Source organism: Sneathiella aquimaris (assembly GCF_026409565.1).
GTDB lineage: Bacteria > Pseudomonadota > Alphaproteobacteria > Sneathiellales > Sneathiellaceae > Sneathiella > Sneathiella aquimaris.
Genome location: NZ_CP112881.1, coordinates 1,853,750 through 1,867,330 on the forward strand (window position 1 = coordinate 1,853,750; position 13,581 = coordinate 1,867,330).

Below are 13,581 nucleotides of genomic sequence, written 5' to 3' on the forward strand. Positions count from 1 at the left end.
TTTTCAGGATCAAAGGGGGGACGGGTTAGGGGAGGATTAGTACATGACGCCTGGAATGCGGAGTTCTGGTGCTTCACCACCAACAAAAGTATTCCAATGCTGCTGGTAACGGCCAGAACGAACCTGATGGGTGACAAACAGGTTCAGGTAGTTCAACCAAGTCACGTCTTTACGTGGTCCAACAACAGACGTGTAATCCGTTGTCCATGGCATACGTGGGCCGGGAATAATTGTGTCATACTTTTCGGCGATTGGTTTAACCGCTGTGTTGGTTGTAATACCGACATCTGCTTTACCTTGCGCAACAGCAAGGAAAACCTCGTTTTCGCTCTGGTAGCCCTGATAGTCTTTTTCCCAGCCGCGTTCTTTGGCAATTTTCAGGTATTCCTGTTCAGGAACCGTACCAACTGCAGCCGCAACCCGCTTACCGGCAAGATCTTCAAATGTTTTTACACCTGAGTCTTTACCGACAACAGCCTGTGCATAATAAATAGCATAAGGAATTGTGAAACCAACGGTTTTAGCCCGTGCCAGAGAATCTGATGTTCCACCGAACACCACGTCCGCGCGGTTTGTGACGATACTTGGCAGTCTTTCTGCCCAAGTGACGGGCAGGATTTCGAAGTCCACCTCGAGAGCTGCGGCAAGATCTTTACAATATTCAACGTCAAAACCCGCAGGTTCGTTGTTTGCATCGCGATAGCCGATAGGCGGGAAATCCAAAACAACGCCACAACGAAGGACGCCATTATCGATAACATCGTCAAGTTTATCCGCTTGCGCCGGTGCCTGTGACAGGCAAACGGCAAGACTGGCCCCGAATGCCATTGTCTTCATAAAACGACCCAACATAAAAATACCTCCAAAAAATTTTTAGTAACAAAACCGATATCGGAGATTTTTTTCCCTTCTCATATCGGCGGTAGAGATTTTATATGATATATTGGATCCAATATAAAATATAAATTTTACAAAATCGTCATTTTGTTCTGTCAGATTTGACAGGTTTCACTTAGTTGACTATTGAAAAGGTCAGGAAAAACAAGGAGTTTCAGGTTTTGTACGCAGGTATGAAAGATCGGGCGATTGATCTTGGTAAAATAGCATCTTCTTCAGATATTATCTTTGATGCCCTAAGAGATGAGATCATTAACGGGAATTTGAAAGCAGGCGAGTCGATCCGGCAGGAGTATATTGCCAAGATTTTCAACGTGAGCCGAATCCCTGTTCGGGAAGCCCTGAAGCGGCTTGAAGCGCAAGGGTTGGTGAAAAACGAACGCTATAAGGGCGCAATCGTTTCTTCTCTCAGTGATGACGAAATAGCGGAGATTTTCGAGATTCGCCGAAATCTGGAACCATTGGTTCTTAAATATTCGATCGAGAATATGACCCAGGAGACTTTGGAACTTGCCCGGAAGTATTGCGACGCATTTGGGGCTGAAGAAGATTCGTCCAAATGGGGAGACCTGAACCGCCAGTTTCATGAAACCCTGTATCGTGACTGCCAGCGACCCTATCATTTAAAAATTATTGGAGAAGCAATTGACCGCATCGATAGTTACATTCGGGCCCAATTGGTCCTGACCAAAGGGATGGGAACGGCGATCAAAGAACATACCGAAATTCTGAACGCCTGCGAAAAAGGGGATGCTGACCGCGCCGCAGCCTTAACCCACAAACATATTGCAGACTCCTACAGCTCGTTAATGGGTTATCTGCGGAAAAAAAGTAAAGACTGATAAACCCGCTTCCGTCGTTTTTTCGTGGATCATTGCCGGCTCTTTTCCACGGAGGCGGATTGACGCCTCATTTACGGCCTGTAACACAAAAAAAGGCTCCAGCATTACCGGAGCCTTTTCTCGCCAGGTTGTAATTCTAGACAGGCTATTGCTTAACCGGTTCTGACATTCTGAACAAACTCAGATACCTGATATCTCAGATGCTCAGCCTGTTGAGAAAGCTCTCTTGAGGCGGACAGTACATCTTGTGACGACTGATCGGATTGGGTCGCTGCCGTCGTGACGTTATTGATCGAAGAAGAAACCTCTTGAGTACCCATGGCTGCTTTTTGGACACTTGAAGAAATTTCCTGTGTCGCTGCCCCTTGTTCTTCCACCGCAGATGCAATCGCAGACGCAATACCATCAACTTTAGTAATCGTCTGTGTAATGCCCTGAATGGCGGCAACGGCCTCGGCTGTTGATCCCTGTACTTTAGAAATTTGATCAGAGATTTGCTCAGTTGCTTTTGCGGTTTGGGAGGCGAGGTTTTTAACCTCAGACGCTACAACCGCAAAGCCTTTACCCGCATCACCCGCACGGGCCGCTTCAATTGTCGCGTTCAAGGCGAGAAGGTTTGTCTGTTCGGCAATATCCTGAATAAGGGAAATGACTTCACCAATACTTTGCGCCCCTTCGTCCAGTCCCTGAATAAGAACATTGGCCTTGTTCGCTTCTTCAACGGCCTGATTAGTAACATTTGAAGACTGTGAAACCTGTTGGCTGATTTCACGGATTGAAGCGGACAATTCCTCAGCGGCAGAAGCAACAGATTGCACGTTATTGGTAGCACTGGTCGAGGCTTCCGATACGGCGTTGGCCTGTGCTGTGGTTTCTCGTGAATTGTCCGTCATGCTTTGGGCTGTTGATTGCATTTCAGTGGCTGCAGACGCCACGCCATCAACCACGCCGCCGACTGACTGCTCAAACGTACCGACCAGAGAAAGAAGGGCGTCACGTTTTTCCTGCTCTGCCTGTTCCTTGTCCCGTTCCTGTTGGAGGGCCCGCTCTTCACGCCGTTTCTCGGCATTGATGCGTTCCTGTTCAGCCAGTTTATTGGCCTCAATCTGTTCTGCTTCAAGCTGGCGCTTCTGAATGGCAGATTGTTTGAAAACCTGAATGGCATTGGCCATGTGGCCGATTTCATCCTGACGATCAAGTTCACCGATTTCAATATCCAGATTACCGGAAACCAGCTCTTTCATTTCCACGGTCATTTTAGCCAAAGGAACAGTCAGTTTTCTGAACGAAACAATGACGACTGTTGATAGGGCACCGAGAATAATCAAAGTTGCGACCACGGCAGAAACAGCAAAGCTAATAAGTTGACTGTTAATCCATTCGTTTGACAAATGCAAAACGAGGGATCCGATTTTTTCTTCCTGACCGTCGTCCGATTGAATAATATCGCGCCGGCTGCTGGTTACATCCGCATTTTCAGGAAGTTCTCCGTATGAAAACAGCCTTTCCCCTTTAGGATCCAGAACTTCAACAAACTGAAAATCTTCGTCCTGTGCTAAATCTTCCAGCAGGCTTTGCGCGGCTTCATTATTCAAATCCCACATTGGCCCAACAATCGCTGCTGCCTGAAGGGTGGTGATGATATCAGCGCGATACTGTATCTGAGACTTTTGATTGGTCTGAAATACGTATACACCCAGAGTTGCCGCAACGATCAGGACAAACAGCGTAAGGCCAATCACTGCAGACAGAATTTTTGCCTGCAGCGAGAGTTGACCGCTGGATTTTTCTTCAATGACATCAGTCATGTCTGTTTCCGTTCTTTCTTAAAATCCACGAAGGCTAATACTGATTAGCCTTTGACATACTTGGCGATGATTTGATCATATTCGCCGCTTGCTTTGATCTCTTTCAAACCAGCGTTGAAGTCATCTCTGATCTTCGCGTCTTTAAACGCGACTGAATACGCAGTTGGCTTAAAAATGGTGTGGTAGGTGACGTCTTTAAGTTTAACCTGATCCGCAATTTTCTTGTTGTAGAACTGAAAAATCCGAATATCACCAACAACAACGTCTGTACGGCCGGTCATCAGAAGTTTGTTCTGGGTCGCCTGATCAGCTACTTCACGATAGTTTTTGTTGCCGGACGCCATTTTAGCGAAATCGTCGCCGAGATAGATTGACGCGTTTGCAAAGGCCACAACCTTGTGGGCATTCAAATCGCCAATAGAGCCCAGGTTCAGACCACTGTCTTTCAAGGTTGTTGCCACATTCTGGTAGGAGATATGGCTGTCAGAATATTCACCTTTTACGCCAGAATCTGGGGTCAACGTGTTCGCTGCATCAATCTTTCCATCTTGAAAATCTTTACCAACCCGACCAAAAGGCACAAACCGTACAACAATGGTATGCCCTTTTTTCGCGAGTGCAGCCCGCACAATATCCACTTCAATACCAGAATTCGATTCCTTAATTCCATATGGAGGAAGGACACCCTGACCGACTTTAATTTCAGCAGCTTGAGCGGCACCAAATGCACCAGACAGAAGCGCTGTGCCAAGAAGGGAGAAACTCAATTTTTTTAAGGAAAATGTCATCGGAGTAATTCTTTCGTTTTAGATCCATAAACTATTCAGCCAGCATATTAGGTAAATACTTAATAATTTTTAAATATCTCAAGATTGTTTGTGCCGGCTATTGGCGATCGTGATTTGAACGGCTTGATTTCAGGTCAACACCCATTGGCAGATCAATAAGGTTCGCGAAGTTTATATTAAGGTATTAACCATGGAACATTTCGGCGGTGGAACCTGCGCGGTGCCCGCTTGATTATCGCTTGTGGGATGAATGGTGTTTGAAATAAGAACAAGAAGATCCGTGTCTTTCAGCTTTTCGTTTCTCTACACTTTTTGTTTGAAATACCCGTTTTATAGATCATAGTGCAGCGCGTATGTTGCTTGGAGGATGACAATGACTGAACAAACCCTGCGACCGTTTCATTTGGCCTTTCCTGTCGATGATCTGGAAAAAGCTCGCGCATTTTATACTACTGTCATGGGCTGTAGTGAGGGGCGAAGTTCCGACGACTGGATTGATTTTAATTTCTTCGGTCACCAGATTGTTGCTCATCTTGCACCAGAAGAGGCTGGCAATGTTGCTGTGAACGCTGTTGATGGCCATGGTGTTCCTGTTCGCCATTTTGGGATTGTTATGACGATGGAGGATTGGCGTTCCATGGCTGACCGTTTGATCGAGAGAGGGACAGATTTTGTGATAGAGCCTTACACGCGCTTTAAAGGGGAGCCGGGTGAGCAGGCGACCATGTTTTTTTATGATCCCGCCGGGAATGCGCTTGAGTTGAAAGCCTTTAAAAATATGGAACAACTATTTGCAAAATAAGAAGCCCGACTGTGCTTGGGCTTGGTTGTTCAGATAACATGTACATCCAGAGACAAGAAACGCTCTTCTCTTCTTTCTTTTCTTTGGGGCGAAGGAGAGTTGTCAAAATCCAAAATGCCAATAAAGTGTCTTATCGGCTTTCATGCCACCTAATTCGTGACCAATTCGGCACTCTTTAAGAGATTTGTAAATGATCCAGAATGAAACCCGATATGGTGTGTGGCTGATGGTATTGACCACTTTTATCTTTGCAACACAGGACGGATTGTCCCGCTATCTGGCGGAAGCCACCAATACCACGACGATTGTTATGATCCGATATTGGTTCTTTGCTTTTTTTGTGATTGCCATTGCCCGCCGGCAAAAAGGGTCTATTCGAGCTGCCGCTGCGACTCGCCAGCCCATACTTCAAGCCTTCCGAGGGGCTCTTCTTGCTTGTGAAATTATTGTTATGGTATTGGCCTTTGTCTATTTGGGCTTGGTTGAAAGTCATGCCGTATTTGCGGTTTACCCATTGTTAATCGGCGCGTTGTCCGGCCCGGTTCTGGGAGAACATGTCGGGTGGCGCCGATGGACTGCGATTGCTGTCGGATTTGTCGGCGTGTTGATCGTGTTGCAACCGGACAGCGGTGTATTTTCGCCCTATGCGGCGATCCCATTTGTCGCCGCGCTGATGTTTGCCGTATATGGATTGTTGAACCGGTATGTTGCCCGTCAGGATGACGCTGCAACCAGTTTCTTCTGGACTGGTACAGTCGGCGCGGTGGTTACAACCGGGATCGGAGTTTTCTTTTGGGAACCTTTGGTCGGATGGGACTGGGGTTTAATGGCAATTCTTTGCGTGACAGGGGCCGCAGGGCATTTTTGTATGATTAAGGCGTATGAAGTCGCTGAAGCCTCCGCCATTCAGCCATTTGCCTATTTACAATTGGTCTTTGCAACGGCAATCGGGCTTTTCGTATTTGGTGAAACTATCAGACTAAACGTCGCTGTTGGAACCCTTTTAATTGTCGCAGCGGGGCTGTTTACTCTTTGGCGCGAAAAGGTGAAAAAAGCGGCATGATAAAGGACATAGTCTATTCCCTTAGGCTTTTGTTGCCGGCTGTCATTCCTTCCTGGCGTTTTTTTGATATTATTGCCCCATCTCCTCGCATTGAATACCGTCTTTTGGCTGACGCCAAGTTGCAAGAGGCGGCGCAGGCAGAAAACGATCCCGACTGGAGGGAATTTCGGCCGCGACCCGATAATGTTTCAGTTGGACGAATGATGCGCCGAATGGTGTGGAACCCCAGCTGGAACCAGAGCTTGTTTCTTGTCAGTTGCGCTGAGCGTCTGGCTGCCTACGGGTCTTCTCACGCGGAAACAGAAATTCAAACGAATATCGGTGTGGCGCTGAAAGAAGAGGGGGCTAATCCTGAGGGATATCCGTTCTTTCAATTTCGCCTGATTTTTATCAGTCGGGCAGAGGAAAGGATCACCAAAGAAGTCGAGTTTCTTTCTCCTGTCTATTCCTGTTTCAAGGCGTATTCAGTATGACGCTGGATTTAGCGGTACGGACGACTGAAATATTACTTGGTTTGGCATTTTTGCAGCAAAGCGTGGAATATTTGTCGTCTAACCGTCGACTGCGCCTGTTGTTTCTTGCGCGGATTGGGGGGTGTCTTCTGTTGATTTTAGGGGTCCAAACAGGGTGGATCCTTGTTGGTCTTGCTGTTCTTTCGCTGGGGATGCTGTACCGCTTTGACGGTCCCTATAATGGGGGCAGTGATCGTATGAGCCTGTTGGTTCTGGCCTGTTTGCTTCTCGTTCATTTTTTGCCGGAAAGTCATTGGCAGGAGCTGGCTTTTGGCTATCTTGCTGTCCAACTGGTTTTGTCATATGTCATTTCAGGCTGGGTAAAAATTGTCAATCCTGCGTGGCGAAATGGGCGGGCGCTTCAGGATGTTTTTCTCTATTCAGCCTATCCGGTCAGCGAGTCCCTCCGCGCGCTCGCCGCAAGGCCCACGTTGTTATTTTTGGCGTCCTGGATGGTGATATTGTTTGAACTGATTTTTCCGCTCAGTCTTCTTACACAGCCCAGTCTGATCGCGGGCTTGCTGATCGCCGCGCTGTTTCATTTTTCAAATGCCTGTTTTTTTGGGTTGAACCGATTTTTCTGGATCTGGTTAGCTGCCTATCCATCGATTATCTGGTTGCAGGGCCGCTTATTCGGAGGCAGTGCCCTGTTGGGGTGACGCGACAGCCGTTAAGAACTTTCGCTGTCAATCAAGACAACATCCACACCACAGAAATGAAAGCGGTCTTCTGCGGTTTCCAACTGCTCTTGCCTGGCCCGTTGAAGAACGGACTTTCGGCTATGGGTGATCAGATGAATTTCCGAAAAATATTCCTTTGCATCGGGGGGACAGTTCTCAAACTCTAACGTGCCGTGGTCGAGTGCAATAGAAGCGGGCTTGTCAGGTGCCTGTTTTTTGGTGGTGATCAGGAAACGCCGCCATTGATCAGCTTTCTTGATGGGATCATGGCATCTGAAAGAAAATTTTACGATGTCTTCCACCACGGCCTGATACACATGCTTTTGCCAGTTCGGCCCGGCCCATTCATAACCGTCCATCCGTCTGCGACCTTCTTTGTGATGATCCAGCTCTACCATTGTCAGGCCTGTTTTTCGTGGGTCCAGCTGGATGAGGTCTGCTTTTTCGCCCTGTCGTTCAGCAATAATATCAATGAATTGCAGATTTAATAACTGTTTCCGAAGGGCTGTGTCTTCACAGTCAAAAATAGCCATATAACCGCCAAGGCCGTTGTTTTTTTTAAGAAATCTGGAAACCGCAGTATTTTTCTCAATGGGGGCGACCAGTTCAATGAAACTCGCCCCTATGACAAATAGGGAGTTTTCCAAACCATAGTCAGGCAACGTACTTCTATGGCAAGGCGAAAGACCTAATACCCGCGCCAGGATACCTTCGGAGAGCCGTATATTTTCGGTTGCCAGGCATACCTGTCTTAATCTTGTATAGGTTTTGTGTTCCATTCCGTTTTCCTTATGGAAATAAGGTGACCAGATTTCATAAAATATGCAATCGTTTTTAACGAATTTTGAAACTGGAACGGGGATGTAGTATCATTGTCCAAATAAGTTTTTTGGGAGCAATGTATGCGTTGGGAAGAATTGAGTGAGCAAAACTGTTCAGTCGCACGGTCGTTGGCCGTCTTTGGTGATCGATGGACTCTTTTGATCCTAAGGAACTGTTTTCTTGGCGTGAAAAGATTTGATGATTTTCTGGAAGACCTTGATTTGTCGCGAACGATCCTGACCGATCGCCTGAATAAGCTGGTCGAACAGGGGGTTTTAAAGAAAGTCCCCTATCAGGAAAAACCTGTGCGGTATGACTACAAGCTTACTGAAAAAGGATTGGATCTGCATTCCGTGATAATGGCAATTGTCGCCTGGGGAGATAGGCACTACGCCGTCGACGGGGAACCTCCCGTGATCCGGACCCATACCAAATGCGGGAAGGATTTTAATACTGTCACAGTCTGTACAGAATGCGGCGAGCCTGTAACCGCCCATGACGTCAAGGTGCGCAGCAACCCAAAAGCGGGTCTAAAGCGGGCTTGATTGCACGATAACCGCGCCCTTGATTTTACATCACTTCTGATTTGGTTGAGGCCGGTCCTGCATCAGGAGTTTTTTTGGCGAATGATTTCTCGCTCCACAGCGTCCATCCGGTCTTTTCCAAAAAACATTTCTTCCCCGACAAATATGGTCGGGCAACCAAATACCCCCATTTTCGCCGACTTTTGGGTATTGGCCATCAGTTGATCCTTTACGTCCTGATCCTGAATACGGTTCAGGATGTGATTTGCGTCAAAACCGTTTTCTGTCAGGGCGGCGGCAATGACTTCCGGATCCCCCATGTTTCGATTGTTTTCCCACATATCGTTCAGTATTGCATCCAGATAAGGCATCAGGAAGCCTTCCTGTTCCGCGACAATGGCACCGCGCATCAACGGGACCGTATTGATCGGAAAATGGTCGTTCATTCGGAATGTGTTAAGGTCATGATCGCGGATAAATCGCATCATTTCCAACCGATTATATTCAGGCTTATTTTTTACATCCTTGTACGTGATAAAAGGCGCCTGATTGTTTGTCAGTTTGAAAAGGCCTCCCAAAAGAACTGGAAAATACTCGAAAGTTACATTCTGGCGTTCTTCAATACCCGGTATCAGTTTATGGCTCATATAGCAGTTCGGGCTGGCAACATCGATATGAAGTGAAACAGTAATAGTCATGGAAAGTTCCTCGTTTTTTTCTTTTCTTTTCTTTTCTTTTGAGTGTGATGGCGATTTACCAGTTTTCAGACCATGGTCTTAAATCCAGTTCAAACGTCCACGCATCTTTAGGCTGGGTATGAATGTGCCAATAGTTTTCGGCGATGTGATCCGGGTCCAGAATACCTGCTTTTTCTTTCAGGGCATATCTTTCTGGAAAATTTGTACGGATAAAATCGGTGTCGATGGCCCCGTCAACAATCACATGGGCAACGTGAATGCCTAAGGGGCCCAGTTCACGGGCGACAGACTGTGCCAATGCCTTTAAAGCATGTTTTGATCCGGCAAAGGCTGCATAATTTGCGCTGCCGCGAGTGCTGGCCGTCGCTCCGGTGAAAATCATGGTGCCCTGACCACGCGGCTTCATTCTTAAGGCGACCTCGCGGGCTGTCAGAAAGGCTGAAAAACAGCCCATTTCCCATATCTTGAAATATTTGCGTGCCGTTTCATCAAAAATTGAGGACGGAACATTTGCGCCAATATTAAAGATAAAGGCTTCGATTGGCCCAATGTCGCTTTCAATGGTCTTGACCAGGCTTTGCACATCCTCTTCTTTTCGGGCATCACATCCAAAACCATGGGCCTGACCACCGTCCTCCACAATTTCGTCAATCAGGGGGGACAGTTTATCGCCATTTCGCCGAACACAGCAGGCAACATATCCCTCTTTTGCGAAACGTTTGGCAATCGCGCCACCTGTTGCATCTCCTGCACCAATAATCAACGCCACTTTTTGCTGGGTCATTTTTATCTCCCATCCTTTTTATTTTTATTAAGTTTATAAATTGGACTGACATGCGTCAATGGCGATTTGATCGGCTGGTTCAGTGAACAACATGATCGATCAATGTAAGGGCCATATCAATTGCAGCTTCAGCAATTGTGTCATCCATCTCAAATGTAATGTTAGAAACCCCGATATTGGCCGGTTCTGCCGAACGGGCGATTAAATCCGACGTGGTTTCTAACAGGATGGGCTCAATGATTTTTGGGGCGGCGATATCCCGAAGGGCGCGGCGCACCGTATGTCGGTTGCTGGTGGACGCCAGTATGTAACCGTCCGACAGAATGCATTCAGGTCGGATTAAAATGGAAAGATGTTCTTTGGAATACGCGCGGTAACGCAGAAGATGGTCTTTTAACGCCGCGCGCGTTTCTTGCTTGGAGCGGGCGGCCCGCAGTGCATTTCTTGTTTGGTCAAACAGCGCTTCATAACCAACGGCCATAAATGAGAAGGCAAGAGAGCCAATATCTGGAAAATGGCGGTACACTGTTCCGCGCCCCAATCCGGAATGTTTGACGATATCAGACATGGTTGGCAAGCCGGGCTGGTCCGTGCGCGTTGCACGGTGAAAAGCTTCCATTATCCGTTGTCTGTTCTGGACGGCGTCGCTCCGGGCCATCGTCAGGTTCTCCTCGATAAACGAAATCTTATGTGGACAAATGTCCGTTTTCATATTATACGGACATTTGTCCACTTAGGAAGAAAATAATTCATCGGCCCTTTTGCCAGTAAAATAGGAGATATCTGTGTCTTTACCGCCCATTCTTCAAAAGAACCTCTCCGTCCCGGTTATCGGGTCACCGTTATTCATTATTTCAAACCCTGATCTGGTCATTGCGCAGTGTAAAGCGGGTGTGGTTGGATCTTTTCCGGCCCTCAATGCCCGTCCTGCAGAAGTGCTTGAAGAATGGTTGATCAAGATTACTGAAGAACTGGATGCTTATAATCAGGCGAACCCAGACAATCCAGCCGCGCCGTTTGCAGTTAATCAGATTGTGCATAAATCCAATGATCGTTTGATGCATGATGTTGAAATGTGTGTGAAATATAAAGTTCCCATCGTCATTACTTCTTTGGGGGCCCGTGAGGACGTGAACGAGGCTATTCACTCCTATGGCGGTATTGTTATTCACGATGTGATTAATAACTTCTTTGCGAAAAAAGCGATCCAGAAAGGCGCAGACGGCGTAATTGCAGTGGCTTCTGGTGCCGGTGGTCATGCGGGCACGTTGTCTCCATTTGCGTTGATCCAGGAAATTCGCGAATGGTTTGATGGTCTTGTCTTGCTGGGCGGTTCTATTGGAACAGGGGACGCCGTTCTTGCTGCACAGGCGATGGGTGCTGATTTGGCCTATATCGGGTCGACCTTTATTGCGACGAAAGAAGCCAATGCCCTGGAAGGTTATAAGCAGTGTCTGGTCGATAGTAGTGCTGATGATATCGTATATACCAATCTGTTTACTGGTGTACACGGGAACTATTTGAAACCATCGATCATCAATGCGGGCATGGATCCGGACAACCTGCCGGAAAGTGACCCAAGTAAAATGAATTTTGGTTCAGGCGGCGGCTCGAAATCAAAGGCCTGGAAGGACATTTGGGGCTGTGGTCAGGGGATCAGTGCCATTAAGGAAATTCAGTCTGCCGGTGACGTGGTCGCCCGTCTTGCAAAAGAATATCAGGCCGCAAAAGACCGCATTTCGGTTGGCTGAACTTTGGGACAGTGCTGATACTGAAAAAGCCTCTCGGATTGAGAGGCTTTTTTTTAGGCTCCAGCCAGAGGTCGGAACAGGGATAGTCACAGCAATTGAGGCTAGGATTTGATGTCCAGCAATGTTGCCTGTATTTCGTCCCATGTAATAATGGAGGCGATATTTGCTTCATATGAACGCTGGGCAATCTGGCTCTTTACCAGATTTGTTGCGAGATCGACATTGGGTGTTTCCACATATCCTTCATCAGAAGCCAAAGAGTGATTTGGTTGATAGGATAGGCTTGTGGCCGGGTCCTTGGGCTTGACGACGACTTCTGGGCCGCCTGTGGGTCCTGAAATCTGGAAGGCATCCAGGGCTTTATAAGCCGCTTTGTCGCCAGTTTCTCCGGGTGTGCCAACTGTCTGGGAATTGGCAATGTTGCTTGCACTGGTTGCGACATGCCGGGTTGCGGCGCGCATTCCTGCCAAAGCTGATCCGATAACTGAATCCATTTTCAAACTCCATATGTATAAAATTTTAAATAAACTTTATACGAATATTGGTTTTCATTAATACTCTTTATAGGGGTTATTCGTTAACAAAGTATTAATTTCTTATATGGCTATTCTGTTAAAATCAGGAATACAGTAAATACCAGTAAAGCAGCCATCGCGGCGTTAAACACTTTTCGGGATCGGGGAGAGGCGAGAAGGCGACGCAGCTGAGTTCCCAGAACAACCCACAAAAGGATGGGCGGAAGACCTGCAATAGCCTGCCCTCCAACCAATAGCGCAATATCCAGATAGGACACACCGTTTCCTGTCGCAAAAGCGGCCGGAATTGTCCCCGCCATTATCCAGGCCTTTGGATTTATGTACTGGAAAAGGGCGGCCTCAAAAAAGGTGAGTGGTTTCGCGGTTGTGGTTTCGGACGTTTCGGCAGCCCAAAATATCCGCCAGGCCAGATACAGAAGGTAAAGACTACCGGCATATCGAAGGAAGTCTTGCAACAAGGGCACATGGTCAAAAACCTGACCTAGTCCAAAGCAGACCACGGCAAGCATAAACAGAAACCCAAAATATACGCCAAATATATGAGGAAGCGTCCGGCGAAACCCGAAATTTACGCCGGAAGTTGCCAGCATGATATTGTTTGGCCCCGGGGTTGCGGAATTAATCAGCGAATACGTAATCAGGGGGTAGATGGCAACAGTCATCAGCACTTTTTCGTTTAAAGTCAGTTGAAGGCAGGCATTTGCGGGTTTGAAGACGCTGGTAAGTTCGTACGTGAATGTCTGACATTTTTCAGTGAACAGGTCTAGTGAGTTTCTCGCCAGAGTTCCAGAATGCATAGAAATTCATTGATGCTCCCCGAGCAGGCAATGTCCTCATCAAACTGATGGGTCAGTTCGAATTTATTCTTGTAAAACAATATGGTATAGAGGTTACCTGAAGCTTCATATTGAGCAAGTGCCGAGCTTTCCAGACCTTTAAGGATATGCTCTTCAACGGCCGCTCTGTCCTGAACTTCAGTTTCAAAAAAGTCGCAAAGAAGGGCAGCGTCTGCGTCACACTGCAGGGTCGGTTTCATTTCAGGGCCATGGTCGATGCGCTTACAGATCATCAAAC

The 13,581-nt window shown here is 47.3% G+C and carries 17 protein-coding genes; 7 read left to right on the top strand and 10 right to left on the bottom strand.

Annotated elements, in window-relative coordinates; all coding sequences use genetic code 11:
• Positions 1 to 36: 36 nt before the first annotated feature.
• Positions 37 to 837 carry a transporter substrate-binding domain-containing protein gene (locus OIR97_RS08715; protein ID WP_169545846.1) on the bottom strand — a complete coding sequence of 267 codons (801 nt, stop codon included), beginning with the start codon at positions 835 to 837 and terminating at the stop codon, positions 37 to 39.
• 179 nt (positions 838 to 1,016) lie between these two features.
• Between OIR97_RS08715 and OIR97_RS08720 the strand changes: the two genes are divergently transcribed.
• Positions 1,017 to 1,739, top strand: coding sequence for a GntR family transcriptional regulator (locus tag OIR97_RS08720; RefSeq protein WP_219821700.1), 723 nt, complete (start codon positions 1,017 to 1,019; stop codon positions 1,737 to 1,739).
• Positions 1,740 to 1,891: 152 nt separating this feature from the next.
• On the opposite strand, the gene OIR97_RS08725 is transcribed toward OIR97_RS08720, so the two are convergent.
• Both OIR97_RS08725 and OIR97_RS08730 read right to left on the bottom strand, forming a co-directional pair.
• Positions 1,892 to 3,547 (bottom strand): methyl-accepting chemotaxis protein, encoded by a 1,656-nt coding sequence (locus OIR97_RS08725; protein WP_169545274.1) that lies wholly within the window; start codon positions 3,545 to 3,547, stop codon positions 1,892 to 1,894.
• Positions 3,548 to 3,591: 44 nt separating this feature from the next.
• Positions 3,592 to 4,335, bottom strand: a complete 744-nt coding sequence (locus OIR97_RS08730; RefSeq protein ID WP_169545275.1) for a substrate-binding periplasmic protein — start codon at positions 4,333 to 4,335, stop codon at positions 3,592 to 3,594.
• 373 nt (positions 4,336 to 4,708) lie between these two features.
• Here OIR97_RS08730 and OIR97_RS08735 point away from each other — a divergent pair, with 373 nt between their 5' ends.
• The 4 genes from OIR97_RS08735 to OIR97_RS08750 all read left to right on the top strand — a co-directional run bounded on the left by OIR97_RS08735 (position 4,709) and on the right by OIR97_RS08750 (position 7,371).
• Complete coding sequence (locus OIR97_RS08735; protein ID WP_169545276.1) at positions 4,709 to 5,137, top strand: VOC family protein; 429 nt, start codon at positions 4,709 to 4,711, stop codon at positions 5,135 to 5,137.
• A gap of 190 nt (positions 5,138 to 5,327) precedes the next feature.
• Positions 5,328 to 6,200 carry a DMT family transporter gene (locus OIR97_RS08740; RefSeq protein WP_169545277.1) on the top strand — a complete coding sequence of 291 codons (873 nt, stop codon included), beginning with the start codon at positions 5,328 to 5,330 and terminating at the stop codon, positions 6,198 to 6,200.
• Complete coding sequence (locus tag OIR97_RS08745; RefSeq protein ID WP_181017910.1) at positions 6,197 to 6,673, top strand: hypothetical protein; 477 nt, start codon at positions 6,197 to 6,199, stop codon at positions 6,671 to 6,673. Before OIR97_RS08740 ends, OIR97_RS08745 begins: the two co-directional genes overlap by 4 nt.
• Complete coding sequence (locus OIR97_RS08750; RefSeq protein ID WP_169545278.1) at positions 6,670 to 7,371, top strand: HTTM domain-containing protein; 702 nt, start codon at positions 6,670 to 6,672, stop codon at positions 7,369 to 7,371. The genes OIR97_RS08745 and OIR97_RS08750 overlap by 4 nt, the downstream gene beginning before the upstream one ends.
• An 11-nt stretch (positions 7,372 to 7,382) precedes the next feature.
• Here OIR97_RS08750 and OIR97_RS08755 read toward each other — a convergent pair whose 3' ends face one another.
• Positions 7,383 to 8,171, bottom strand: a complete 789-nt coding sequence (locus tag OIR97_RS08755; RefSeq protein WP_169545279.1) for a VOC family protein — start codon at positions 8,169 to 8,171, stop codon at positions 7,383 to 7,385.
• Positions 8,172 to 8,294: 123 nt separating this feature from the next.
• On the opposite strand from OIR97_RS08755, the gene OIR97_RS08760 reads away from it, so the two are divergent.
• Positions 8,295 to 8,759 carry a winged helix-turn-helix transcriptional regulator gene (locus tag OIR97_RS08760; RefSeq protein ID WP_169545280.1) on the top strand — a complete coding sequence of 155 codons (465 nt, stop codon included), beginning with the start codon at positions 8,295 to 8,297 and terminating at the stop codon, positions 8,757 to 8,759.
• Positions 8,760 to 8,821: 62 nt separating this feature from the next.
• Here OIR97_RS08760 and OIR97_RS08765 read toward each other — a convergent pair whose 3' ends face one another.
• The 3 genes from OIR97_RS08765 to OIR97_RS08775 form a co-directional block, all read right to left on the bottom strand.
• A complete protein-coding gene (locus OIR97_RS08765) occupies positions 8,822 to 9,436 on the bottom strand; it encodes a 2-hydroxychromene-2-carboxylate isomerase (RefSeq protein ID WP_169545281.1) in 615 nt (204 codons plus the stop codon).
• A gap of 55 nt (positions 9,437 to 9,491) precedes the next feature.
• A complete protein-coding gene (locus tag OIR97_RS08770; protein WP_169545282.1) occupies positions 9,492 to 10,220 on the bottom strand; it encodes an SDR family oxidoreductase in 729 nt (242 codons plus the stop codon).
• Between the two features lie 79 nt (positions 10,221 to 10,299).
• The gene (locus OIR97_RS08775; protein WP_169545283.1) at positions 10,300 to 10,878 is read right to left on the bottom strand and encodes a TetR/AcrR family transcriptional regulator; all 579 of its coding nucleotides are present in this window, start codon (positions 10,876 to 10,878) and stop codon (positions 10,300 to 10,302) included.
• A 127-nt stretch (positions 10,879 to 11,005) separates the two neighbouring features.
• On the opposite strand from OIR97_RS08775, the gene OIR97_RS08780 reads away from it, so the two are divergent.
• Positions 11,006 to 11,971, top strand: coding sequence for an NAD(P)H-dependent flavin oxidoreductase (locus OIR97_RS08780; protein WP_169545284.1), 966 nt, complete (start codon positions 11,006 to 11,008; stop codon positions 11,969 to 11,971).
• Between the two features lie 101 nt (positions 11,972 to 12,072).
• Here OIR97_RS08780 and OIR97_RS08785 read toward each other — a convergent pair whose 3' ends face one another.
• The 3 genes from OIR97_RS08785 to OIR97_RS08795 form a co-directional block, all read right to left on the bottom strand.
• Positions 12,073 to 12,465 (bottom strand): flagellar basal body rod protein FlgC, encoded by a 393-nt coding sequence (locus tag OIR97_RS08785; protein ID WP_169545285.1) that lies wholly within the window; start codon positions 12,463 to 12,465, stop codon positions 12,073 to 12,075.
• A gap of 110 nt (positions 12,466 to 12,575) precedes the next feature.
• Positions 12,576 to 13,304 carry a LysE family translocator gene (locus OIR97_RS08790; RefSeq protein ID WP_219821701.1) on the bottom strand — a complete coding sequence of 243 codons (729 nt, stop codon included), beginning with the start codon at positions 13,302 to 13,304 and terminating at the stop codon, positions 12,576 to 12,578.
• The gene (locus OIR97_RS08795) at positions 13,271 to 13,576 is read right to left on the bottom strand and encodes a hypothetical protein (protein WP_169545286.1); all 306 of its coding nucleotides are present in this window, start codon (positions 13,574 to 13,576) and stop codon (positions 13,271 to 13,273) included. The genes OIR97_RS08790 and OIR97_RS08795 overlap by 34 nt, the downstream gene beginning before the upstream one ends.
• Positions 13,577 to 13,581: the final 5 nt, after the last annotated feature.